The 21,985-nt window shown below is 72.1% G+C and carries 25 protein-coding genes; 12 read left to right on the top strand and 13 right to left on the bottom strand.

The window, feature by feature from the left end:
• Positions 1–43 precede the first annotated feature (43 nt).
• Together DWB05_RS10345 and msrA are read left to right on the top strand one after the other, a co-directional pair.
• Complete coding sequence (locus DWB05_RS10345) at positions 44–760, top strand: HAD family hydrolase (protein ID WP_114377132.1); 717 nt, start codon at positions 44–46, stop codon at positions 758–760.
• A gap of 185 nt (positions 761–945) precedes the next feature.
• On the top strand, positions 946–1,482 hold the full coding sequence (msrA, locus tag DWB05_RS10340) for a peptide-methionine (S)-S-oxide reductase MsrA (RefSeq protein WP_114377131.1): 537 nt from the start codon (positions 946–948) through the stop codon (positions 1,480–1,482).
• A gap of 108 nt (positions 1,483–1,590) precedes the next feature.
• Here the strand turns inward: msrA and hppD are convergent, their stop codons facing one another.
• Positions 1,591–2,706: a 4-hydroxyphenylpyruvate dioxygenase gene (gene hppD / locus DWB05_RS10335; protein WP_114377130.1), complete on the bottom strand. Its 1,116-nt coding sequence runs from the start codon at positions 2,704–2,706 to the stop codon at positions 1,591–1,593.
• A 129-nt stretch (positions 2,707–2,835) separates the two neighbouring features.
• Here hppD and DWB05_RS10330 point away from each other — a divergent pair, with 129 nt between their 5' ends.
• A complete protein-coding gene (locus DWB05_RS10330; RefSeq protein WP_114377129.1) occupies positions 2,836–3,309 on the top strand; it encodes an Lrp/AsnC family transcriptional regulator in 474 nt (157 codons plus the stop codon).
• 1 nt (position 3,310) lies between these two features.
• On the opposite strand, the gene DWB05_RS10325 is transcribed toward DWB05_RS10330, so the two are convergent.
• Positions 3,311–4,579, bottom strand: coding sequence for a DUF3422 family protein (locus tag DWB05_RS10325; RefSeq protein WP_114377128.1), 1,269 nt, complete (start codon positions 4,577–4,579; stop codon positions 3,311–3,313).
• 114 nt (positions 4,580–4,693) lie between these two features.
• Here DWB05_RS10325 and DWB05_RS10320 point away from each other — a divergent pair, with 114 nt between their 5' ends.
• From DWB05_RS10320 to DWB05_RS10310, 3 genes are all read left to right on the top strand, one after another.
• Positions 4,694–5,770 (top strand): alcohol dehydrogenase, encoded by a 1,077-nt coding sequence (locus tag DWB05_RS10320; protein ID WP_114377127.1) that lies wholly within the window; start codon positions 4,694–4,696, stop codon positions 5,768–5,770.
• Positions 5,771–5,891: 121 nt separating this feature from the next.
• Positions 5,892–6,335 carry a nuclear transport factor 2 family protein gene (locus tag DWB05_RS10315; RefSeq protein ID WP_114377126.1) on the top strand — a complete coding sequence of 148 codons (444 nt, stop codon included), beginning with the start codon at positions 5,892–5,894 and terminating at the stop codon, positions 6,333–6,335.
• A 65-nt stretch (positions 6,336–6,400) separates the two neighbouring features.
• On the top strand, positions 6,401–6,766 hold the full coding sequence (locus DWB05_RS10310) for a hypothetical protein (RefSeq protein ID WP_157967166.1): 366 nt from the start codon (positions 6,401–6,403) through the stop codon (positions 6,764–6,766).
• A 27-nt stretch (positions 6,767–6,793) separates the two neighbouring features.
• Here DWB05_RS10310 and DWB05_RS10305 read toward each other — a convergent pair whose 3' ends face one another.
• The 4 genes from DWB05_RS10305 to DWB05_RS10290 all read right to left on the bottom strand — a co-directional run bounded on the left by DWB05_RS10305 (position 6,794) and on the right by DWB05_RS10290 (position 9,904).
• On the bottom strand, positions 6,794–7,591 hold the full coding sequence (locus DWB05_RS10305; protein ID WP_114377124.1) for a CHAP domain-containing protein: 798 nt from the start codon (positions 7,589–7,591) through the stop codon (positions 6,794–6,796).
• Positions 7,592–7,860: 269 nt separating this feature from the next.
• A complete protein-coding gene (locus DWB05_RS10300; RefSeq protein ID WP_114377123.1) occupies positions 7,861–8,211 on the bottom strand; it encodes a RidA family protein in 351 nt (116 codons plus the stop codon).
• Positions 8,212–8,293: 82 nt separating this feature from the next.
• Positions 8,294–8,569 (bottom strand): hypothetical protein, encoded by a 276-nt coding sequence (locus DWB05_RS10295; protein ID WP_114377122.1) that lies wholly within the window; start codon positions 8,567–8,569, stop codon positions 8,294–8,296.
• A 33-nt stretch (positions 8,570–8,602) separates the two neighbouring features.
• Positions 8,603–9,904, bottom strand: a complete 1,302-nt coding sequence (locus DWB05_RS10290; protein WP_114377121.1) for an MFS transporter — start codon at positions 9,902–9,904, stop codon at positions 8,603–8,605.
• A gap of 161 nt (positions 9,905–10,065) precedes the next feature.
• Between DWB05_RS10290 and parC the strand changes: the two genes are divergently transcribed.
• The gene (gene parC, locus DWB05_RS10285) at positions 10,066–12,297 is read left to right on the top strand and encodes a DNA topoisomerase IV subunit A (protein ID WP_114377120.1); all 2,232 of its coding nucleotides are present in this window, start codon (positions 10,066–10,068) and stop codon (positions 12,295–12,297) included.
• A 24-nt stretch (positions 12,298–12,321) separates the two neighbouring features.
• On the opposite strand, the gene DWB05_RS10280 is transcribed toward parC, so the two are convergent.
• Together DWB05_RS10280 and DWB05_RS10275 are read right to left on the bottom strand one after the other, a co-directional pair.
• Positions 12,322–13,101: an arginyltransferase gene (locus DWB05_RS10280; protein ID WP_114377119.1), complete on the bottom strand. Its 780-nt coding sequence runs from the start codon at positions 13,099–13,101 to the stop codon at positions 12,322–12,324.
• Positions 13,102–13,168: 67 nt separating this feature from the next.
• Positions 13,169–15,544, bottom strand: a complete 2,376-nt coding sequence (locus DWB05_RS10275) for a penicillin acylase family protein (protein WP_114377118.1) — start codon at positions 15,542–15,544, stop codon at positions 13,169–13,171.
• Positions 15,545–15,693: 149 nt separating this feature from the next.
• On the opposite strand from DWB05_RS10275, the gene DWB05_RS14695 reads away from it, so the two are divergent.
• Together DWB05_RS14695 and DWB05_RS10265 are read left to right on the top strand one after the other, a co-directional pair.
• Complete coding sequence (locus tag DWB05_RS14695; protein ID WP_157967165.1) at positions 15,694–15,885, top strand: hypothetical protein; 192 nt, start codon at positions 15,694–15,696, stop codon at positions 15,883–15,885.
• Positions 15,873–16,301 (top strand): DUF1489 family protein, encoded by a 429-nt coding sequence (locus tag DWB05_RS10265; protein WP_114377116.1) that lies wholly within the window; start codon positions 15,873–15,875, stop codon positions 16,299–16,301. Before DWB05_RS14695 ends, DWB05_RS10265 begins: the two co-directional genes overlap by 13 nt.
• Here DWB05_RS10265 and DWB05_RS10260 read toward each other — a convergent pair.
• Complete coding sequence (locus DWB05_RS10260) at positions 16,298–16,738, bottom strand: acyl-CoA thioesterase (RefSeq protein WP_114377637.1); 441 nt, start codon at positions 16,736–16,738, stop codon at positions 16,298–16,300. The two genes, DWB05_RS10265 and DWB05_RS10260, sit on opposite strands and share 4 nt — an antisense overlap.
• A 12-nt stretch (positions 16,739–16,750) precedes the next feature.
• On the opposite strand from DWB05_RS10260, the gene DWB05_RS10255 reads away from it, so the two are divergent.
• A complete protein-coding gene (locus DWB05_RS10255) occupies positions 16,751–17,632 on the top strand; it encodes an aminoglycoside phosphotransferase family protein (RefSeq protein ID WP_157967164.1) in 882 nt (293 codons plus the stop codon).
• Here DWB05_RS10255 and DWB05_RS10250 read toward each other — a convergent pair.
• Genes DWB05_RS10250 through DWB05_RS10235 form a run of 4 tightly spaced genes read right to left on the bottom strand, consistent with a single transcriptional unit; the run spans position 17,590 to position 20,781 of the window.
• A complete protein-coding gene (locus tag DWB05_RS10250; protein ID WP_114377114.1) occupies positions 17,590–18,579 on the bottom strand; it encodes a YheT family hydrolase in 990 nt (329 codons plus the stop codon). The two genes, DWB05_RS10255 and DWB05_RS10250, sit on opposite strands and share 43 nt — an antisense overlap.
• On the bottom strand, positions 18,576–19,844 hold the full coding sequence (locus tag DWB05_RS10245) for a sensor histidine kinase (protein WP_114377113.1): 1,269 nt from the start codon (positions 19,842–19,844) through the stop codon (positions 18,576–18,578). The genes DWB05_RS10250 and DWB05_RS10245 overlap by 4 nt, the downstream gene beginning before the upstream one ends.
• Positions 19,841–20,497: a response regulator transcription factor gene (locus tag DWB05_RS10240; RefSeq protein ID WP_114377112.1), complete on the bottom strand. Its 657-nt coding sequence runs from the start codon at positions 20,495–20,497 to the stop codon at positions 19,841–19,843. The genes DWB05_RS10245 and DWB05_RS10240 overlap by 4 nt, the downstream gene beginning before the upstream one ends.
• Positions 20,494–20,781 carry a PepSY domain-containing protein gene (locus DWB05_RS10235; RefSeq protein ID WP_114377111.1) on the bottom strand — a complete coding sequence of 96 codons (288 nt, stop codon included), beginning with the start codon at positions 20,779–20,781 and terminating at the stop codon, positions 20,494–20,496. Before DWB05_RS10235 ends, DWB05_RS10240 begins: the two co-directional genes overlap by 4 nt.
• Before the next feature lie 115 nt (positions 20,782–20,896).
• Between DWB05_RS10235 and DWB05_RS10230 the strand changes: the two genes are divergently transcribed.
• Entirely contained in the window at positions 20,897–21,496 is a 600-nt protein-coding gene (locus DWB05_RS10230) for a PepSY domain-containing protein (RefSeq protein WP_114377110.1), read from the top strand.
• 76 nt (positions 21,497–21,572) lie between these two features.
• Positions 21,573–21,983: a hypothetical protein gene (locus DWB05_RS10225; RefSeq protein WP_114377109.1), complete on the top strand. Its 411-nt coding sequence runs from the start codon at positions 21,573–21,575 to the stop codon at positions 21,981–21,983.
• The last annotated feature ends 2 nt before the right edge of the window (positions 21,984–21,985 follow it).

Below are 21,985 nucleotides of genomic sequence, written 5' to 3'. Positions count from 1 at the left end.
TGTTCGCTTGCGCTAGCATCGGGTGCCCCAGCGGAGTCGCCCGATGCTCGACCTTCGTCGCTTCGCCGCCCTCACCTTCGATTGCTACGGCACGCTGATCGACTGGGAGAAGGGCATCGCCGGCTTCATCGCCCCCCTCGCGCGCGCGCAGGGGCACGACTGGTCCGAAGCGCACATCCTCGAGGTGTTCGCCGATCTCGAACATCGTGAACAGGAACGCGACCCCTCCGCCCTCTATCCCGTCATTCTCGAACGCACTTTTCTCGCCCTGTGCGACCGGTTGGGGCTTCGCCGCGACGCGGAGGCGGCCAAGGCCTTCGCCGCCTCGATCAGCGACTGGCCGCCCTTCGTCGACACGGCCGCCGCGATGGCGCAGTTCCACGGCCGGTTCGTGCTGGGCATCCTCTCCAACGTGGACGAAGCCTCGCTCGCGCGTTCGATTGCCGCCATCGGCACCGTGCCCGATTTCACCGTCACCGCCGAGCGCGTCCGCTCCTACAAGCCCGCACCGGCCCACTTCGAAGCCGCGCGCGCGATCCTCGCCGAGCGCGGGATCACGGTCGAGCGCTGGCTGCACGTCGCGCAGTCGATGTTCCACGACATCGCGCCCGCCCGCCGTTTGGGAATCCCCTGCTGCTGGGTGAACCGCCGCGCGCGCCGTTCCGGCCATGGCGCGACACCGCCCGCCCACGTCGTGCCCGACTACACCGTCTCCTCGCTCGCCGAACTCGCCGCTCTCGCCCGCTTGCAGGCGGATTGAGCCGCTCGGGCGGGACAACCTACCTCGCGGCTCGTCTCGAACGGCGACCAAGCCGCTGCCCCGGCGCTCGGACGCCTTCGGCGAGGTCGCGGTCCGCGGCGCCGTTCTCCGCCGGCTCGTTGAGCCGCCGGCTTGCCCGCCTCTCGCCCCGCGCCACATGCTGCGCGCGAACGAGGGAGGGTGTGATGAGCACGACGGCGACCTTCGGCGGCGGCTGCTTCTGGTGCCTCGAGCCGATCTTCCGCGACCTCAAGGGGGTAAGCGACGTCGTGTGCGGCTACGCCGGCGGGCACGTGCCGAACCCGACCTACGAGCAGGTGTGCAGCGGCACCACAGGGCATGCCGAGGTGGTGCGCGTCACCTTCGACCCCGAAACGATCCCCTACGCCGATCTCTGCGCGATCTTCCTCGTCGTGCACGACCCGACGACGAAGGACCGGCAGGGTGCCGATGTCGGCCCGCAGTACCGTTCGATCATCCTCGCCGAGGACGGGGAGCAGGAACGGACGGCGCGCGCGGTGATCGCCGAACTCGAGGCACGGCGGGTCTGGCCGGCGCCGATCGTGACCGAGGTGGCGCGGCTCGAGCGCTTCTGGCCGGCCGAGCCCTATCACCAGCGCTATTTCGAGCGGAACCCTTTCGCCGGCTACTGCCGGGCGGTGATCGCGCCGAAGGTGGCGAAGTTCCGCCAGGCCTTCGCGGAGCGGCTGAAGGCGGCGTGAGAGCGCCGTCGGTGCGGCGATCGCTCCCTTCGCCGACCTCGCCGCATCGTTACGTGTCCGTGCCGTCGCGTCTCGGCAACGTCTGCGTCGGTGCTGCGCCGAGGCCCGTCACGCCGCCTTCGGCTTGAGCACGCCGCGTCGGATTTGGTCCTCCTCGATCGACTCGAACAGCGCGCGGAAGTTGCCTTCGCCGAAGCCCTCGTCGCCGCGGCGTTCGATGAGCTCGAAGAAGATCGGGCCGATCACCGTGGTGGTGAAGATCTGCAGCAGCACCTTGGTCTGCCCGCCACCCACCACGCCCTCGCCGTCGATCAGGATCCCCAAACGGCGCAGGCGGCCGACATCCACGCCGTGGCCGGGCACGCGCGCATCGACCCTCTCGTAGTAGGTGTCGGGCGGGGCGGGCATGAAGGCGAGGCCCGCCGCGCGAAGCCGCTCGACGGCGGCGAAGATGTCGCGCGCACCCAAGGCGACGTGCTGGATGCCCTCGCCGCGATACTGGCGGAGGAATTCCTCGATCTGGCTCCGATCGTCCGCGCTCTCGTTGATCGGGATGCGGATGCGGCCGCACGGGCTGACCATGGCGCGGGAGAGGAGGCCCGTGAGTTTGCCTTCGATGGCGAAGAAACGGATCTCGCGGAAGTTGAACAGGCGCCGGTACCACTCGGCCCACACGTCCATGTTGCCGCGGCGGACGTTGTGGGTGAGGTGGTCGATGTAGAAGAGACCCACCCCCTCGGGCTTCGGGTCGCGGTCGCCCTCCCAGACGAAGTCGATGTCCCAGATCGAGCCCCGCGCGCCGTAGCGGTCGACGAAATAGAGCTGACTGCCGCCGATGCCCTCGATGGCGGGGATGTTGAGCTCCATCGGCCCCACCCGGGTCTCGGCCGGCTTCGCACCCAAGGCGAGCGCCCGGCGGTAGGCATGGGCGGCATCCACCACGCGGAAGGCCATCGCGCAGGCGCAGGGCCCGTGCGCCTCGGCGAAGCGGCGGGCGAAGCTCTCCGGTTCGGCGTTGACGACGAAGTTCACCTCACCCTGCCGCCACAGCGTCACCTTCTTCGACCGGTGCCGCGCGACGGGGCGGAAGCCCAGGGTGGCGAACAGGGCTTCCAGCCGTTCCGGTTCGGTCGAGGCGTATTCGACGAACTCGAACCCGTCCGTGCCCATCGGGTTGGCGTCCGAGATGGTCGCGGGCGGGGTGTGGTGCGGATAGGGACCCATGTCGTCCTCCCCAGTCTTTCTCCTGCGAGGCTAGCGCGCGCGGCGCGCGGTTTCCGCGCAATCCGCTGGCCTTGGGCCGGGGTTTGCGCGAGGATCTCGCGTCAGGGACGCTCCAGTTGCGGGAAACCCGTGCCGGTCGCGCTCGACGGTTTCGATCTTCGCCTGCTCGCCGCCGTGCAGGCGGACGGGCGGGCGAGCCACGTCGCCCTCGCCGAGCGGGTGGGGCTGTCCGCCAGCCAATGCGCGCGGCGTCTCGCCCGGCTCGAGCAGGCGGGGGTGATCCGCGGCTGGCAGGCGGTGCTGGACGAGAAGGCGGTCGGGCTCGGCGTCACTGCCCTCGTCTTCGTTCGCCTCGAACGCCACGACGAAGGCCGGGCGGCCGCCTTCCACCGCGCGCTCGCGGCGATGCCGGAAGTGACCGAGGCGCTGCTGCTGACTGGGGACGCGGACTATCTCCTGCGCGTCGTCGTGCCCGACCTCGAAGCCTTCGCCGCTTTCGCGCTGCGGCGGCTGATGCCGCTGCCGGGGGTGGCCTCGATCCGCTCCTCGATCGTGCTCGAGACGGTGAAGCGCGCCGGATCGCTTCCCCTGCCGCGCGGGTGACTCAGTCCGGTTCGGCGCCGCGCAGCTTGTGGCGGAGCCGCCGCACGTTCAGCCACACCGCGCCACCCACCAGCGGCACGGCGAGGGCGACCAACACCTCGTCCATGTGCTCCGGCAGGATCTTCATCCCTGGCAGGCCCTGCACGGCGAGCTTCAGCAGCGACACCGCGTAGTAGGTGATGGCGAAGATGGAGAGCCCCTCGACCGCCTGCGAAAGCCGCAGTTGCAGCCGGGCGCGGCGGTCCATCGCGCGCAACAGGTCGCGGTTCTGCGCCGCGAGCCGCACTTCGACGCGCGTGCGCAGCATGCCGGCCGCGCGGTTGAGGCCGTCGAGCAGGGTGCGCTCGCGCCGGGCGACCGCCGCGCAGGTGCGCAGGCCTGGCTGGAAGCGGCGCTCGAGGAAGGTGCCGAGCATCTGCAGGCCTTCCACCCGCCCCTCGTGCAGCTCCTTGATCCGATTCGCCACCAGCGCGCCGTAGGCCTCGGTGGCGGCGAAGCGGAAGCGGTTGGCGGCAGCGAGCGCCTCCGCCTCGGCGGCGAGCGCGGTGAGCCGATCGAGCAGAAGCGCATCGTCCTCGGCCGAGGCACTGGTGGCGGAGACGATGGCATCCAGGCGGCGTTCGAACTCGCTGAGGCGGGGAATGGCGGCGCGGGCCGGGGGCAGGCCGAGCAGGGCCGCCATGCGGTAGGTCTCGATCTCGACCAACCGCTGCGCCATCCGCCCGAGCCGGCCCGGCGTGAGGCGATGCGCATAGAGGAGCATGCGCGTGAAGCCGTCCTCGCGGATGCGGAAGTCGGCGAACACCACCCCGTCGCCGTCGCCGACCGTCGAGCCCACCACCTCGCCGGCGAAGGCGTCGTTCGGCGGCGCCGAGGCCACGCCCGGCAGGATCTTGAGGTGCACCGCCGTCAGCCGCTCGCCGGCAAGGAGTTCGACCCAACGGGTGAGCGGGGGGGTGAAGGCGGACCATGCGTGGGGATCGAGGTCGGGGGCGGCATCGGCCAGCACGGTGATGGATTGGAACTCGCCGTGCCGCTCCCAGCGCACGAGACGACCGAGCAGCGGCACGACGTGGTGGCGCGCGCCTTCCGGCGGCGGGGTCGCGCCGTGTTCGCGACAGAGATCGGCGAAGCCGCGCCGATCGCGCTCGGCATCGGTCTCCTGCGCCATCAGCACGACGTGGGAAAGGAGCGCCGGCGCGGTGAGCCGCAGGTGCGGGCGCGCGTGCAGCTCGTCGTTGATGGACGCGCGAAGCGGATGGTCCTTCATGTGCGCTGCACCATGCCATGCGTCCCCCTCGGGCGGGAAGGCGGGCTTGACCCCCGCACGGTCGCGGGGTCGGATCGCGCACGGAGGCCGCAACGAGAGGGAGGGACGCGGACGATGCGCGCGATGGCGGTGGTGGAGAACGGCAAGCCGCTGGTTCCCCTCGAGCTGCCCACGCCCGAACCGCGCGGGGCGGAGGTTCTGCTCGAGGTGACGCACTGCGGCGTGTGTCACTCCGACCTGCACATCTGGGACGGCTACTACGACCTCGGCGGCGGCAAGGTGCTGACGCTGAAGGACCGCGGGGTGACGCTTCCCCTCGCCATGGGGCATGAGGTGGTGGGGCGGGTGGTGGCGATGGGCCCGGAGGCGGCGGGCTCAGGCCTCAAGGTCGGCGATGTGCGGCTCGTCTTCCCCTGGGTCGGCTGCGGCAGTTGCGCGCGCTGCCGGGCGGAGGAGGACAACATGTGCCTCTCTCCCCGCTCGCTCGGCGTCTATCGCCACGGCGGCTACGCCACGCACATCCTGGTGCCCGAACCGCGCCACCTCGTTCCCATCGACGGGCTCGACCCGGCCCTGGCCGCGACCTACGCCTGCTCCGGGCTCACCGTCTATTCCGCCATCCGCAAGGTGATGCCGCTGCCGGCGGAGGAGCCGGTGGTTCTGTTCGGCGCCGGCGGGCTCGGGCTCAATGCGATCGCCGTGCTGAAGGCGCTCGGCCACCGGCGCATCGTCGTGGTCGATCTCGACCCTCGCAAGCGCGAGGCGGCGGCCGCTGCGGGGGCGAGCGACGTCATCGACGGGTCCGGGACGCCGGAGGAGGTGGCGGGCCGGATCACTGCCGCCTGCGGGGGGCCGGTGGAGGCGGTGATCGACCTGGTCGGGGCGGGGGCGACCGCGCGTGCGGGCTTCGCCGCCCTGCGCAAGGGCGGCACCCTCGTGCTCGTCGGCCTCTACGGTGGCGACCTCCCGCTGCCGCTGCCCATCATGGCGACCCGGGCGCTGACGGTGCGCGGCAGTTACGTCGGCAACCCGAAGGAACTGCGCGAGGTGGTCGCCCTGGCGCGGGCGGGCAAGCTGCCGCCGATCCCGGTCGCCACCACGCCGCTCGCGGAGGCGACTGCGGCGCTCGAGCGCTTGAAGTCAGGCGCGGTGGTGGGGCGGCTCGTGCTCGTCAACGACGGACGGTTCTGAGCCGGACGTGGTGCGCCGGCTGGCGCGGCTGCTAGAAGCCCCGAGTCGGACCGGAACGGACCGGGGTGGTGATGTCACGACGCAGGCGTGCTGCAGGATCGGGGGAAGGGATCGGCGACGCATGACGACCCGTCGTGCCGGGGTGCCGCCCGCCGCGCTGGCTGCGGACGCGGTGCTCGGCGCCAACCAGGCCTTCTACGAGGCGTTCAACGCCCGCGATGCGGCGGCGATGGAGCGGCTGTGGTCGGCCGAGGCGCCGGTGATCTGCGTCCATCCCGGCTGGAACCCGCTGACCACGCGGGAGGAGATCCTCGCCTCCTTCGCCGCCATCTTGGCCAACCCGGAGGCCCCCCAGCTCGAGTGCGAGGACCCCGAGCCGCTGCTGCACGGCGACGTCGCCTTCGTCGTCTGTCACGAGCGCGTGGAGGGGGCTTTGCTCGCCTGCGTCAATGCGTTTCGGCTGGAGGACGGGGTGTGGCGGATGATCCTGCACCAGGCAGGGCCGGTGGGCGAGGAGCCGACGCGGCGGCCGGCCTTCTCGTTCCGCTCGCGCCGCATCCACTGATGCCAATCGCGGCCGCTGTCGCGGGGGTACCCGTTCTAGGCCGTCGAGGATTGGTCGCCGCCAGCTTGGGGGCCTTCACCCTCAGCAGCCCTTCCACCGCGCGGCCACCGCCGGACCACGTTTGCGTCACCGCCTCTGCCGCCGCCGTGCCGGTGGCGCCGGATCGTCGCGCCGCTTTCGCGCTCGCGGCGCTGCGGGCGGCTGCCGATATCGTCTGCCTTGGCGTCACGGTGGTGGCGACGCCGGCGGGGCCCGGGTCGTCGGACGCGATCCTCGTCGAGGGCGACGCGATGGCAAGTACGGGCCAACCGCTTCGCGTCGTGCAGTGGCTGTGGTGGCGACAGGACGGGCGAACGGTTCGCGTTCTCCTCATCGCCGCTCGCGACCGGGTCGCCTCGGCCAAGGCCGCGGTCGCAGCGGCCCTGGCGTGAGGCTGAGCGTCCCCTCGGCGGCCCCCGTCAGCGGAGCGACCGGTTAGGCGCGCCCCAGGCCGCGATGTCCTCGCCGAAGTCGCGGCGCGGCGACGCTTCGGCGGTAGCGAGGGTGCCCGCGACGCCGGCGCGCGCGGGCCGGCCGGTCGCTTCGGCAAGCTCGACGATCTGGCTTTCGTCCCTGCTGCCGCCGAGGCGGCCAACGTAGGCCGGGCTCCGGGCAGCGGCCGCCGCCGCCCGCTGGGTGGCGCGTTCGACCCGCTCCGGTAGGGGCTGGCGGTCGGTGATGGGGCGGCCGGCCGGGTCGCGCGGATAGATGAAGCCCCAGGTGGCGTAGGTGCGCCCGTAATCGGAGCCGCGGCCGTGGATCTCGACGCGCACGGCCGTCCAGTCGTTGCCGGGCGAGACGTCGATCACGGACACGCCGCGGGCGATCCGCCCCTTCGGCACGCCTGGGCCTGGCCAGTTGGCGTGATCGACCAGGATTTCACGCGACGAGACGATGCCGGTGACCACCGAAACATGGCCGAGCCGCATGCCGCCCGAGGGGCGGAACACCAGCACCGAGCCGACCTCCGGCCGGCTGCCGCGGGCGTACCGGCCCTCGGCCTGGGCCCACCAGGTGCGCGCATCGCCAATGATGTCGATGCCCGAGAGGTGTCGGGCGAAGGGCACGCACTGCACGAGGTGGGAGGGTGCCGGCGAGGAACTTCGCGTCGATGGCGGGGACGAAGGGTTCGCCGAGAGGGGCGAGGCGGGAATCGACAGGGCGAGAACCAAGGTGGTGGCCAAGGCGATTCGCGGGCCGCGACGATCGACGCGCATAGCTGCTCCTCTTCCCGTTCATGACCGCGGGTGAGAAACCGCGTCGGGTCGGGTGAGGCAACCGCGGAACCGGCCTGCCACCGTATTGCCGCAAACTTCGCCCGGTTTCGGCTGTGCACAGAGCGCGTTTTTAGGACGTCTATCCTATCACGGTGGGTTTCGTTGTGTTTCGGCCATCCGGCCGTCGCCCGGCGAGTCGGCAGGAAAAAGCCCCGCCGCAGCGCTGCGGCGGGGCTCTGCGAGCGGCCTGCCGAGACCGGCGGAAGGGCTCACTTGCAGGCGATGACCATGATCTCGACCAGCATATCGGGCGATGCGAGCTTCGATTCCACGCAGGCGCGCGCCGGGGCGAGGCCCGGCGGCACCCAGGCCGTCCAGACCTCGTTCATCGCGTCGCGGTCCTTGATGTCCTTCAACCAGATCTGGGCGGAGAGGAGCCGCGTCCTGTCCGTGCCGCGTTCCTCCAGCAGCGTGTCGATCTGCTCCAGGATGTCACGGGTCTGCGCCTTCACGTCCCCCGAGGTGTCGCGCGCGGTGATGCCGCGCAGGAAGACGAAGCCGTGGTAGTCGACGGCGTCGGAGTAGATCTTGCCCGGATTGACCCGGTCGATACGGCCCATCGCTCTCTCCTCTCACGATCCGCCGGCCTCAGGCGCCGGCTCCTCGTCCCGGTAGCCCAGGCGGGCCGAGGCCGCCAACCCGTCAGGAGGCGGATGCGGGGAGAGCGGCGAGGCGGCAGCCGCACCAGGGGCAGAAGGACAGGCGCTGCAAAGCCTGCTCGAGATCGTCGCTGAGCGGGCGCCCCTCGAGCAGGGCGTCAAGCTCTGCCCGCAGGGAGTCGTGCAGCGAGGAGCGTTCGCAGGCGGAGGCGAGCTCGCCCGCCGTTTCGGCGTCCGCCTCCTCGAGGCGGAAGGCGACCGCCGGGACGGCGGCGACACAAGCGAAGGCGGCGGCAAGGCCCCATCGACGCGTGAGCATGGCGGCAAAGCTTACGCCGCCCGCCGACCGCCGTCAGGTCACGCCGGCGGGAGGAGGTGCGGCGCCATCGGCCCGTCGCTTCGGCCCGAGCCCGCGCTCCATCGCCGCCGCAATCCTCCGGTGCTGCCGCATCCCCCACCACCAGACGGGCAAACAGGCGAGGGAGGCGGCAATCACCGCTCCGCGCAGACCGATCAGTTCGGCGAGCGCCCCGAGCCCAAGGGCGCCGATGGCAGGGCAGGCGCGGATGATCAGACCCCACAGCGCCAGCACCCGCCCGCGCATCGCACCCTCCGCCGTGCCCTGCACGAGCGTCTGGATCGACACCCCGTGCACGATCTGCGCCGCCGCCGCCGCCGCCGCACCGACGACGCCAACGGCGAAGACGTCGGTGGCGACGAAGACGATCCCCCCCAGGGCCATCGCGAGCCCCGCCCCGATGCCGATCCCGGTCAGCCCCCGCACGCTCCCGCGCGCGGCAAGCACGAGCCCTGAGATGAGCGCGCCGGCCCCGGTGGCGGAGGCGAGCATGGCGAGACCCGCTGCGCCGCGGCCGAACACCGCATCGGCGAAGGCAGGCAGGAGTTCGAGGAAGGGCCGGGCGAACACGCCCATCAGCGCGGCGAACAGCAGGATCGGCCCGATTCCCGGATGAGCCGCAGCGTAGCGGAACCCCTCCACGGTTTCCGAATAGAGCGAGCGCGTGGGCGCGTGGCCGATCCGCTCGTCGGGCGCGATCCTGAGCAGTGGCAGGGAAGCGGCGGCGAGCAGGTAGGCGACCCCGTTGAGTAGGATCGGCGGGACCACCCCGGCCCAAACGATCAGGCCCCCGGCGATGGCGGGACCGGCGAAGCGGGCGACGTTGAAGGTCAGCGCGTTGAGCGCGACCGCCCCCGGCAAATCCTCTCGCGGTACGATGGCGGGGATCAGCGTCTGGCGGGCGGGTTGGGTGAAGGCGTTCGCCACCCCGACCACGAGCTCGAGCAGGATGAGCAGCGGCAGCGAGATCATCCCTCCCAGCACGAGGGCGGCCAGGGTGAACGCCTGCACCGCCGAGACGGTCTGGCTCGCCATCGTCAGCCGCACGCGATCGGTGCGGTCGGCAACCGCGCCGGCGATCGGGGCGACCAGGATCGAAGGGAAGAGGTCGGCGAAGACGACGACCGAGAGCCAGAACGGCGAGTCCGCCAGTTCCCAGGCGAGCCAGCCGACGGCCACCCGCTGCGCCCACAGCCCCGTCCAGGCGACGAGCGAGCCCGCGTAGAAGATGCGGCCGTTTCGGCTGCGCAGGGTGCGGGCGAGGGAGGCGAGGCCGGAGGCCCGGCGCGGCGGCATGGTGCCGTGATGGTTCCGCCCCGCGACGCGGCGCACAACCCAGGCTCGCGCCCGCCCTGCCGTGAGCGGACTGCAACCATCGCCCCGCCCGCCCGCGCCGTTTGCCGAACGCCCCGCCGGGGCCTAGACCGGACCCGTCACAGACCCCGCGAGTCGCCCCGATGCCGAACGAGCTCACCGACATCCGCGACGTCCCGCTCGCCGACGCATTGTCGGAGCGCTACCTCGCCTATGCGCTCTCCACTATCATGAGCCGCTCCTTGCCCGACGTGCGGGACGGGCTGAAGCCCGTGCACCGGCGGCTTCTTTGGGCGATGCACCAGCTCCGCCTCGACCCCGCGGCTGGCTTCAAGAAGTGCGCGCGCGTGGTGGGCGACGTCATCGGCAAGTTCCACCCCCATGGCGATGCCGCCGTCTATGAGGCGCTGGTTCGCCTCGCCCAGGACTTCGCCCAGCGCTACCCGCTGATCGAGGGCCAGGGCAATTTCGGCAACATCGACGGCGACAACGCCGCGGCCATGCGCTACACCGAGGCGCGCCTGACCGCGGTCGGCGCCGCCCTGCTCGAAGGCATCGAGGAGGACGCGGTCGATTTCCGCCCGACCTACGACGGCGAGGAGCGCGAGCCGGTCGTGCTGCCGGGGGCGTTCCCCAACCTGCTCGCCAACGGCGCGCAGGGCATCGCGGTGGGGATGGCGACCGCGATCCCGCCCCACAACGCGGGCGAAGTGTGCGAGGCCGCGATCCACCTGATCGCCAACCCCGACGCGTCCACCGAAGACCTCCTCCGCTTCATCAAGGGCCCGGATTTTCCCACCGGCGGCGTGATCGTCGAAGCGCCCGAGACGATCGCCGCCGCCTACGAGACGGGCCGGGGCGGCTTCCGCCTGCGCGCCGCCTGGGAGGTCGAGCACGGCAAATACGGCACGTGGCGCATCGTCGTCACCGAGATCCCCTGGCTCGTGCAGAAGGCGAAACTCATCGCCGACATCGCCGAGGCGCTGGAGCAGAGGAAGCTCCCCTTGCTCGGCGACCTGCGCGACGAGAGTACGGATCGCGTGCGGATCGTTCTTGAGCCGAAATCGAAAACGGTCGATCCCGCCCTCCTGATGGAGAGCCTGTTCCGCGTCACCGCGCTCGAGACGCGCATCCCGCTCAACATGAACGTGCTGGATGCCGAGCGTACGCCGCGCGTGATGTCTCTCAAGGAGGTGCTGCGCGCCTTCCTCGACCATCGCCACGAGGTGCTGGTGCGGCGCACGCGCCACCGCCTCGCCGCCGCCGAACGGCGCCTCGAGGTGCTGGAGGGGTATCTCGCGGTCTACCTCAACCTCGACGAGGTGATCCGCATCCTGCGCAACGAGGACGAACCGAAACCCGCCCTGATGCGCGCCTTCTCGCTCTCCGACGCGCAGGCCGAGGCGATCCTCAACATGCGGCTGCGCAGCCTGCGCAAGCTCGAGGAGATGGAGATTCGCCGCGAGCACAAGCGCGTGGCGGCGGAACGGCGGCGGCTCAAGGCGCTGCTCGAGTCGGAGCCCGAGCGCTGGCGCGCGATCGCCGAGGAACTGGCTGAAATCAAGGCACGCTTCGGCTCGGGCCCGTTGGGCGATCGCCGCACCCGCTTCGCCCAGGCCCCCGCCGCACCGGCCGAAGCAGTGGTCGAGGCGCTCGTGGTGCGCGAGCCCGTCACCGTCGTGGTCAGCGAGAAGGGCTGGGCGCGCGCGCTGAAGGGCCACGCGGTGGATCCCACCGCGCTGCGCTTCAAGGAGGGCGACCGGCTGCGCTTTCTCCTCCCCGCCGAGACGACGGATCGGCTCCTCGCCTTCGCCACCAATGGCCGCTGCTACACGATCCCGGTGGAGAAGCTGCCCGGGGGCCGCGGCGATGGCACGCCCGTCCGCCTGCTGATCGACCTGCCGAACGAGGCGGATCTCGTCGCGCTTGCCGTGTTCCGCGAGGGCGAATCGTGGCTTCTCGCCTCCGCCGCGGGGCGCGGTTTCATGGTGGCTGCCGACGAGGCGGTCGCAGCGACACGGTCGGGCAAGCAGGTGCTGGTGCTGGATGAGGGCGAGGAGCTCGCGGTGGCGACCGTGATCCCCGAAGGCGCGGACCACCTCGCCACCCTGGGCGAAAACCGCAAGCTGCTGATCTTCCCGCTGGATCAGGTGCCGCGGCTGGCCAAGGGGCGGGGCGTGACGCTGCAGAAGTTCAAGGACGGGGGGCTCGCCGACGCCAAGGCGTTCCGCCTCGCCGAGGGACTGCTCGTGCGCCTCGGCGAGAACCGCACGAGCGTGAGGCGGGCCGAAGAGCTGCGGGACTGGCTGGGCACGCGCGCCCAGGCCGGGCGGGCCGTATGGCGCGGCTTCCCCTCTTCGGGGCGGTTCGGCTGACGCGCGCGGGCTCGTCGCCCCGGCTCAGCCGGCGCTGACCGTCACGCGCGGCGCGGCGGGCAGAAGGCCCTTTTCCGCCTCCTCCTCCGTCAGCACCCGCCACTCACCGCCCCACAGGATTTCGGAGGGGCGGAAGCGCGCCTTGTAGGACATCTTGCGGCTCTCGGGCACCCAATAGCCGAGATACACGTAAGGAAGATCGAGGGCGACGGCGCGGCGCACCAGCCACAGGATCATCCAGGTGCCGAGCGAGCGCCTAGCGAGAGCCGGGTCGAAGAAGGAGTAGACGGCGGAAAGCCCATCGGAGACGCGATCCGTCAAGCAGGCGGCGACCAGGGCGTCGGCCGGGTCGCGCACCTCGACGATCAGCGTCTCGATCGGCGTGTCCTCGACCATGGCGCGGTAGTCGTAGAAGCCCATCGCCGCCATGTCGCCGTCGCCGTGGCGGGCGGCCTGGTAGCGCTGGAAGAGGGCGAACTGTTCGGCGGTGGCGCGGGGCGGCACCTCGAAGCCCTCGAGGTCGGCGTTCAGCGCGAGAATGCGGCGCTGCGTGCGCGAGGGGCGGAAGGCCTGGGCGTCGATGCGGATCGGGATGCAGGCGCGGCAGCCGGGGCAGACCGGGGCGTAGGCGATGTTGTGGCTGCGCCGGAAGCCCGCGCGCGAGAGCCGGTCATGCAGCGCTTCGGCGTCCGCTCCGGTGAGTTCGGTCACGATTTTCCGCTCGCTCCGCCCGGGCAGGTAGGGGCAAGGGAGGGCGGCGGTGGTGTAGTAGAACTGCGGCCGGCGGAAGGATTTCTGCAGCATCGCGCGTCGGCTCCGATGAGCGCGCAGTGAAGCGGAAGCGGGCCGCGCCGGTCAATCGAGGGTCGGGTTACCCACCGCCGCGCTCGGGCACCAAGCGAAGACGGCCGGTGACGGCGGACGGTTCGGGGGGGATGGTGAGGGTGCCGCCGGCGAGCCAGAGGGGCGCAAGGTCACGAAAGTGGGGGCTCGCGGGGTGGCCCGACTGGCCGGGGGCGACGACGAACAGCGACCGGTCGAGGTCGGCAAGATCGTAGACGGCACGGAAGGCCGGGCCGTGGATGTTCTCGAAGGCCGCCCGACCCGTCCCCCGGAAGCCCGCGCGCAGCACCGTCTCGCCATCGCCAGGGCTTTCCATGCGCGCCCCGAAGCGGGCAGCAAGGCCCGGCACGAAGCGCAGCAAGGGATGGCCGAAGCCGGCGACATGCGCCTCGCCCCAGCGCCACTCGGCCATCGGCCGCGCGCCAAACCGTTCCCTCAGCGATTCGATCGCCTGCTCGAGCGCCTCCGCGAGCAAATCACGGCACGGATCCTCGCCCGCCCCGCACCAATGCGCGCCGCGTCGGAGCACGAAGAGCTGGAACTCGGCAGAGGTCTCCCGGAAGGCCTCGGCCTCCGCTCCCAGCGCGCGGTCCGCCAGCAGGCGACGGAAAGCGGCCCGCCAGGCGTGATAGAGGAGGGGCTCCGGCCGGTCCGCCCGCATCGCCCCGTCCCAGGCCGAAAGCAGGGCATGAGCCTCGCGCGCGGGAGTAGAGCGCGGCTCGGCGCGCAACATCAGGGGCATGAGCTCGCGTGCGGCGGCCGAGACGATGTCGAGCTGGATCGCCGCCATCGCTGCGGCGTCGAGCGGCCCAGGGTGCGCATCGAGGCGCTCGACGATGCGGCGGAAGCGGAAATCACCCCACCAGTCGCGCGTCAGCCAGACGGGAAAGTCGTCCGGCACCACGCGGTTGTTGGCGTTGACGAGACGCCCCGAAGGCGGGTCGACGAAGCGCGGCAAGGCCTCGTACGGCGCGAAGCCCACCCAATCGTGGCTGCCGTCCCAGCCGGGCACGGGGAAGGAGCCGTCGCCTGCGCGGCGGATGGGGATCTTGGCGGGGAGGAACATGCCGATGCGGCCGGCGCGGTCGGCGACGACGATGTTCTGTTGGGGTGCCGCGATCCGCCGCAACGCGGCCTCCGCCTCGTCGAGGTCGCGCGCGGCGTTGAGGCGGTGAATGGCGGTGGCCGAGGCGTCGCCCGGCTCGAGGAGGGCCATGCGCACGGCGAGCACATGGCCCTCGGGCGTGCCCGGATTCGGGTCAAGATCGGAGATCACCGGCCCGTTGCGCGTCTCGCGCACGCGCAAGATCACGTCGTCGCCGAACCGCACGCGGATCCGCTCCTCGCGCACTCGAAACGGGCGGGGACCATCGGGCGTGAGGTAGTGCTCCTCGTCCACCAGGCGTTCGACGAACACGTCCTGGGTGTCGGAGTGGGTGGTGGTGAAGCCCCAGGCGATGTGGCCGTTGTGGCCGAGCAGGAGGAACGGCACGCCCGGCGCGAAGCCGCCGGCGAGGCTGAGCCCGGGTGCCTCGACTCGCGCGAGATGAAACGGGCCGGGTGCGACCAGCGCGAGATGCGGATCATTGGCGAGCAGCGGCTTGCCGCTCGCCGTGTGCCTCCCGTCCACCGCCCAGATGTTGGAGGCCGAGGACGGGTGCGGCGCGTCCTCGCCGAACGCGGGCAGGGCGGCGAGCACGCGGGCCACGTGGTCGGGATCGATAGCGGGAAGCGGAGCGGCGGCGACGGGTGAGCCGGGCGTGGTGTCGCGCGGCCAGAGCTCGTCGATGCGCTCGCGCGGCAGCCGAGTGGCGAGCGCGAGCCGCGCGAGCTCGGTGCGCATGTTGCCTGTCAGCAACAACCCCATCACCTTGCCCCAGAGGAGCGAATCCGTTTCGCGCCAGGGCTCCGGGCGGATGCCGAGCAGCAGGAACTCGGGTGCCGCGGCCATGCCCCGCTCGGCGATCCAGGCATTCACCCCGCGCGCATAGGCGGCGAGCGCGGCCCGCGTCTCTTCGGGCAGGGCGGCGAGATCGGCCTCCGCCTTCGCCTCGAGGCCGAGGAGGCGGGAGAAGCGATCCAGCCTCAGCCCCATCGGCCCGATCACTTCGGCGAGCCGCCCGGCACCGCCCCGGCGCATCAGCTCCATCTGGAACAGCCTGTCGCGCGCATGCACGTAGCCGAGCGCGGCGTAGGCGTCTTCCGCCGAGCCGGCGCGGATCCAGGGAATGCCGTGGGGGTCGAGCGTGATCTCGACGGGGGACGCGAGGCCCGGGATCGCCACCTCGTTGCGTTCGGGCGGCAGGGTGAGGCGGAACGCGGCGACAAGGCCGCCGGCGAGGAGAAGGACGAGGCAAACGAGGCCGACGGTGAGCCGGCGACTCCAGCGGACCAGCGCGCGCATGGGCGAGAGATGGCACGAGGTGCTGCGCCGCACAGCCCGGGGGCCCGCTCTGGTCACGGCGATGTCACGACCTGTGCGCCGGATCACCCTCGCGGGGCCGCGACTTCGCCACGATCGTGCGCGAGGCTTCGATCATGCAGGGATGGCGGATGACCTCGTTGTGGGCGGCGATGCTGGGGGCTTGGCTCGCGGCCGGCCCCTCCGGTGCCGCGCAGCCGCTGGCCGCGACGGCGGAACTTGACGCGCGGCCCACACCGCCCTCGCAGGCTTCGGCCGAGGTCGAGGCCGCCCCCTTGCCGGAACGACGCCGGCGCGCACCTCCTGCCGCATGCTCCACCTGATCAAGCTCGCGGTCGGCGTCTCCTCGGTCGAAGAGCTCGCCGCCCGTCAGGCCCTGCGCGCACGGACCGACCCGCCGCTTCGGCACCAGACGCGCGTGATGCCGAAGCGGGCCGAGGAGATCACGGCGGGCGGGTCGATCTATTGGGTGATCGGCGGCTTCGTGCAGGTGCGCCAACGCATCCTCGCCATCCGCCCAGACGTTTGGGACGACGGCTCGGCCTGTTGCGCGCTGGAGCTCGACCCGGACCTCGTGCCCGTGGAACCCCGCGCGGTGAAGCCGTTCCAGGGCTGGCGCTATCTCGAGGCCGGCGAGGCGCCGCGCGATCGGCCGCGCGGCTTGGCCGAGTCGCAAGCCGGGTTCGAGGCCATGCCGGCGGAGATGCGGCGCGAACTCGCTGCCCTCGGCCTGCTTTAGGCGGTCTCCGCCAGGAAACGGGCGAGCACGGCGCGCATCGCCTCGGGGATCGGGGTCGGTCGGTTCGTCGCCTTCGTCACGTAGGCGTGGATGAAGTGGCCCTCAGCGGCGGCGCGATCATCCTGCTCGCGAAAGATGCCGATCTCGTAACGGACAGAGGTGTTGCCGATGCGCGCCACGCGCAAGCCCGCCGTCACCGTCTCGGGGAAGGCGACGGGGGCGAAGTAGCGGCACTGGGTCTCGACGACGTAGCCGACGATCTCCGAGGCGAGCGGCTGCAGGGCACCCGTGTCCATCAGGAAGCGGGCGACCGCGGTGTCGAACCACGAGTAGTAGACCACGTTGTTGACGTGACCGAAGGCGTCGTTGTCCATCCAGCGGGTGGGGATCGCGAGGAACCAGCGGTACTCGGCGCGGGTGCCGATCCGTTTCGTCATCGAGGAGCCTCCGTGAAACGGGAGGAGCCTCCACGCTCGCGCCCGGGCCCGCAAGAGTGGCGGGCGGCCTTGCCGACGCGGGCGGGGGCGATCGCGCGCGAGTGGGGGCTCGCACTCGGCGCGCCCTTGGGCTGTTCGACTCAGGGGCTGGTGCGGGCGGCGTCGCTCGCGGAAAACGGCACGCCCGCCGTGCTGAAACTGGAGAAGCCGGGCCAGGGGGTGGCGGCGCAGGCGGCGGCCCTCGCCGCATGGGCGGGGCGCGGTGCCGTGCGTCTGCTGCGCGCCGACCCCGACCGCGGCGCGCTTCTCCTCGAACGCCTCGCACCCGGCACGCCGCTCGCCGCCCTCTGCCCGGCGGGGCGCGACGACGAGGCGACGGTGACAGTGGCGGAGGTTTCACTCGCCTTGCGTCGCCCGCCGCCTGAGGGCGCGGTGCTGGCCGATGCCCACGGCTGGTGGCGGGCGATCGCCGCCTGCCGCGATCCGCGGCTTGAGGCGCAGTTTCGCGATCGGGCACTCGGGCTCTGGCGTGAGCTCGCGGCTTCGGCGCCGGCACCCAGCCTGATCCACGGCGATCTCCACCACGGCAACATCCTCGCCGACGGCGAGGCCTGGCGGGCGATCGACCCGATCGGGGCGACGGGCGACCCGCTGTTCGATCCCGCCTCCGCCCTTTGCGAGCCGGTGTCGTTCCTTGCCCGTCTCGATCATCTCCCGCGCCTGCTCGACCGTCGTCTCGGCCGTCTTGCCGAACGCCTCGCCGCCGACCGCGCGCGGCTTGCGGCGTGGGCGTTCGCGATCGCGGTGCTGAAGACCGTGTGGGCGATCGAGGACGGGCGCAATGAGCGCGGCTACGCCGCGATCGCGGCGGTGCTGTCGCCAAGCACCTCCTGAACCCAGGCTGCGATCGCGCGATCCGCCCAGGTGCCGTCGCGCACGGAGTCGTGGAAGCCGACATGCCCGCCACCCGCCGCGACGAGCGGGCGAACGCGCGGGTTCGCGTCCCACGCGATGGCACGATAGGTCTCCGCCGGCACCCAGGGGTCGTCCACGGCGGTGAGGCAGAGGGTGGGGGTCGCGATGGCGGTAAGGCGCGGCGGCAGGCCGCAGCGGTCGTAGTAGTCGTCCGCTCCGGCGTAGCCCGCCATCGGCGCCACATAGCCGTCGTCGAAGGCATAGACGGTGCGCGCGGCGCGGGCGGCGGCGAGAAGGTCGGGCGGGATGTGGGCGGCGAGCGCCTCCGCCTCCCGCTTCATCAAGGCGAGAAGCCAGGCATGGTAGAGCGCGTTCCGCCGCGCCATCACCCGGCGCGCGACGGGGGCGAGCAGCACGGGCGAGCAGACCGTGGCGGCGGCGCGGAAGGGAAGGTCGCGCGCCTCGGGCCGGGCGAGGGCGTTCAGCAGCTGCGTGCCGCCGAGCGAAAACCCGACGAGCACGATGCCGGAACGGATCGTGCGGGACTCGAGCCCGGCCAGGGCGTGCAGGATGTCGTCCCCCGCCCCGGCGTGGTACTGCCGCCGCGACCGCGGCCGCGACGGGGCCGACCCGCGCAGGTTGAGCCGCAGCACGCCGTGCCCACGCGCCCGCCAGAAGGCGGCCGTCCGGCGCATGTACTGGCTGTCCTCGCAGCCGCAGAGCCCGTGAATGAGCACGACGAGCGGGCGGTCATCCCGGCCCTCGTGCAGGGCCGCGGCGAGCGCGTCGCCATCCGGCAGAGGAAGCCACAGCCGCGCGAAGGGGCCCGGGTCGGGCGCGTCGCGGAACAGCGTATTGCGCACGGTCTGCAGATCGCCCGTCAGCCACGGTGGGCGCGGCCGGAAGGGAGGAGGGCCGGATATCATGCCGCAGGCAGGTCGAGGGCGGCGGCAAGCCCGCCGGCGTCGCTGCGGCCCAGGCGAAGGGTGGCGCCGTAGAGGGCGGCGATCTCGTCGACCACAGCGAGGCCGAGCCCCGACCCGGCACGCCGGCGATCGAGGCTCACGCCCCGCGCCCGCGCGGCCTCGGCGTCGGCGAGGCCAGGACCGTCATCCTCGATCGCAATCGTCACCTGTCGCCCGGCGGGAACGATCCTGGCGCGAACCGATCGCGCCGCCCACTTGCCGGCGTTGTCGAGCAGGGCGCCCAGCATCTCCTCGAGATCGGCCGTCTCCACTGCGACCTGCGCCTCCGGCCCCTCCAGGGTGAAGGCCACGTGCGGGTGGATGCGCCGCATCACCACGAGCAGATCCTCGAGCACGCGTCGTGCCGGCGTCCGTTCGCCGTACGCGGTTCCGGCGATGCGCGCCCGCGCGAGGTGGCGTTCGGTCAGGCGCCGCATGCGCTCGACCTGGTCGGCGATCCTGCCGTCCGGGTCCGGCAAGGTCGCGAGTGCGGCGAGCGGCGTCTTCAGCGCATGCGACAGATCGGCTGCGGCACTGCGCGCGCGCGCCAGCGTGACCTCGTGCGACTCGAGCAAGCCATTCACCGCTTCCGCGAAGGGGGCGAGCTCGCGCTCGGGCGGGGCGGCGAGGCGCTTCGTCTCGCCGCGGCGCACCGCGTCGAGCCCGCGCGCGAGCCTCGTCAGCGGAGCGAGCGCGGCCGAGACGAGCACGGCGGCGAGCAGGGACAGCAGCACGGCCAGCGGAGCGAGAGTGGCGACGACGACCGCGCGCGCCTCCGCCCTCTCCTCGGCAAGTGCTGCTTCCGGCGCGGCCACACGGACGATGAGCGGGCCGCCTTCGCCCGGCGAGGGGACCTCGCGGCCGAGGATCCGCAACGTCTCGCCGCGGGGACCCGACGGCGCGATCCGCCCACCCCACAGGCTTCGGCTCGCCGCAATCACCGCGCCCTCCTCCTCCACCTCCCAGTACCAGCCGGAGAGGGCCGCCTCGAAGCGGGGGTCGGGCAAACGGTGCGCAACCACGACGGCACCGGTGTCGTCGTCGACGTCAAGCGCGCTGGCGATCGCGATCAGAATGGTCTCGAGACGACGGTCGAAGGCCTGCGTCACGACCGAGCCGAACCGGTGCTCGAGCCACAGGCCGCTCGCGCCGAGCACCACGGCGACGGAAACGCAGGCGACGAGACCGAGCCGCGCGCGCAGGCTCGCGCGGAAAAGCCCGATCATCGCCGGAGCCGATAGCCGCGCCCGCGCTCGGTCTCGATCGCGTCCGCCCCGATCTTGCGGCGCAGACGGCCGATGATGACCTCGAGCGCGTTGAAGTCGCGGTCGGCATCACCGTCATAGACGTGCTCGGCGAGCTCGCTGCGGCTGACCACGCGGCCCGCGCGATGGATCAGGTAGGCGAGCACGCGGTGCTCCATGGCGGTGAGCTTGAGCGGCATGCCCTCGAGGGTGAAGGTACCGAGCTGCGTGTCGTAGGCGAGCGCGCCCGCGGCGATGACGGCCTGGGCGTGGCCGGCGGCGCGGCGCACGAGCGCCTGGACGCGCAGCACGACCTCCTCGAGCCGGAACGGTTTGATCACGTAATCGTCTGCTCCGGCCCGGAAGCCCGCGAGCTTGTCGGCCCAGCGGTCGCGCGCGGTGAGGATGAGCACCGGGAAGGTCGCGCGCGCCTTGCGCCAGCTCTCCAGCACGGCGAGCCCGTCGCGGGCCGGCAGGCCGAGATCGAGCACCGCGACGTCGTAGGGTTCGGTGCTGCCGAGATGCTCGGCCTCCTCACCGTCGCCCGTGCGGTCGACGACGAAACCGGCCTCAACGAGCGCCCGGGCGACGCCCTGCGCGATCGTGGGGTCGTCCTCGACGACGAGAGCCCTCATCGCCGCAGCGCCTCCGCCTGGCCGCGGCCGGCGACCTCGAGGAAGGCCCCCGTTTCGGCGTCGATCCGGATGCGCAGGATGTCGCCGGCATCGGTGCGGAAGGTGATCACGTACACGAGATCGGGTTCATGCTTGCGCCCGCGCACGATCGCCCCGTCCAGGGCGCGGCCGCGGTAGCGGTCCTCGGCGATGGCGAAGGCACGGGCGAGCGGGATGGTTTCGGCTCCCGCCGCCGTGGCGAGGAGCGCGAGCGGAAAGGCAAGGAGGGCGCGCCGACGTGGCATGCATCTAAGGTAGGACGACCGATCCTGAACGGAAGCTGAACGGCGCGGGCCGGGTTCGGTTCAGGTGCGGTCCGCTAGAGGGGCGGCGTCATCACTCGATGAAGGAGGTCAGACGATGACGACACGCAAGACGCTTCTCGCCGCCGGTGCCGCACTGCTGATCGCCGGCCCGGTGCTTGCCCAGGTGCCGATCGGCTCGCTCGACTCCCGCGGCGTCACCATCCAGGGCACGGTGACGGACGTATTCGGCAATCGCGTGATCCTGCAGGACCAGTCCGGCCGCACGCTGGTCGATCTCGGCCCGCCGCACGCCCAGGCAATCCGCGTCACACCCGGTGAGCGGCTGACCGTGGTGGGCGAGCCGCGCGAGAACGGGTTCCATGCCCGGGCGGTGACGCGCGAGGACGGCACGACGACGACGATCGAGCGCGGGCCGCCGCCGAAAGGCGATCGCGCTCGGCCGCGGCCCGAACGGAGGGCGGAGGAGCGCGGACCCGGCCCGCGCATGGAGGCCGCGCGGGTGAGCGAGCGGGAGCTGCGCCAGCGGCTGGCGTCCCTCGGCTACACCGACATCCGCGAGATCGAGCGCAAGCCCCGCCACTACGAGGTGACGGCGCGCAACCCGCGCGGTGAGCGCGTGGAACTGCACGTCGATCTCGACGGGGCGATCTACAAGGAGCGCTGGCTCGAGGCGCGTCGCGGCGACCGCCGCTGATGGGCGAGGCGGGGGAGCGCGAGGGCGCTCCCCCTTGCCGCCGACGGATGGCCATCCGCAACGGGACCGACACGACATGACCGAGACACCATCGACACCACATGCCCCCGAGGGAAACGCTCCTGACGCTTCGCCGCACGCCGCGCTCGAGGAGCGACTCGCTGCACTCGAGGCGCGGCTCGCCGCTCTCGAGGCGCGGCAAGGAGGAGCGCAATCCGCCAGCGCGGGTAACTTCGCCGCCCTCACCCGTCGTCTTGCCGAGGAGGGGCGGGCCTTCGCCGCCCGCATTTCGGCGGCCTGGAACGGCTTCCGCGGTGGAGATGCGGTGCAGCCTTCCGCCACTGGCGCCGCGACGGCAACGGCCGGATCCTCTCCGCTCGCCACCGCGCTCTTCGTGGTGCTCGGGCTGATCGCCGCGTTGCTCGCCTGGGAGCTCGTCGAGGAGGTGGCGAAGGGCCTCGCGCGCTTCTGGCGTTGGCTCACCTGAGC

The organism is Elioraea thermophila (ex Habib et al. 2022) (assembly GCF_003336755.1).
Classification (GTDB): domain Bacteria; phylum Pseudomonadota; class Alphaproteobacteria; order Acetobacterales; family Acetobacteraceae; genus Elioraea; species Elioraea thermophila.
The sequence above is the reverse complement of the archived record's forward strand: the minus strand, read 5'-3'. Positions and strand labels throughout refer to the sequence as shown.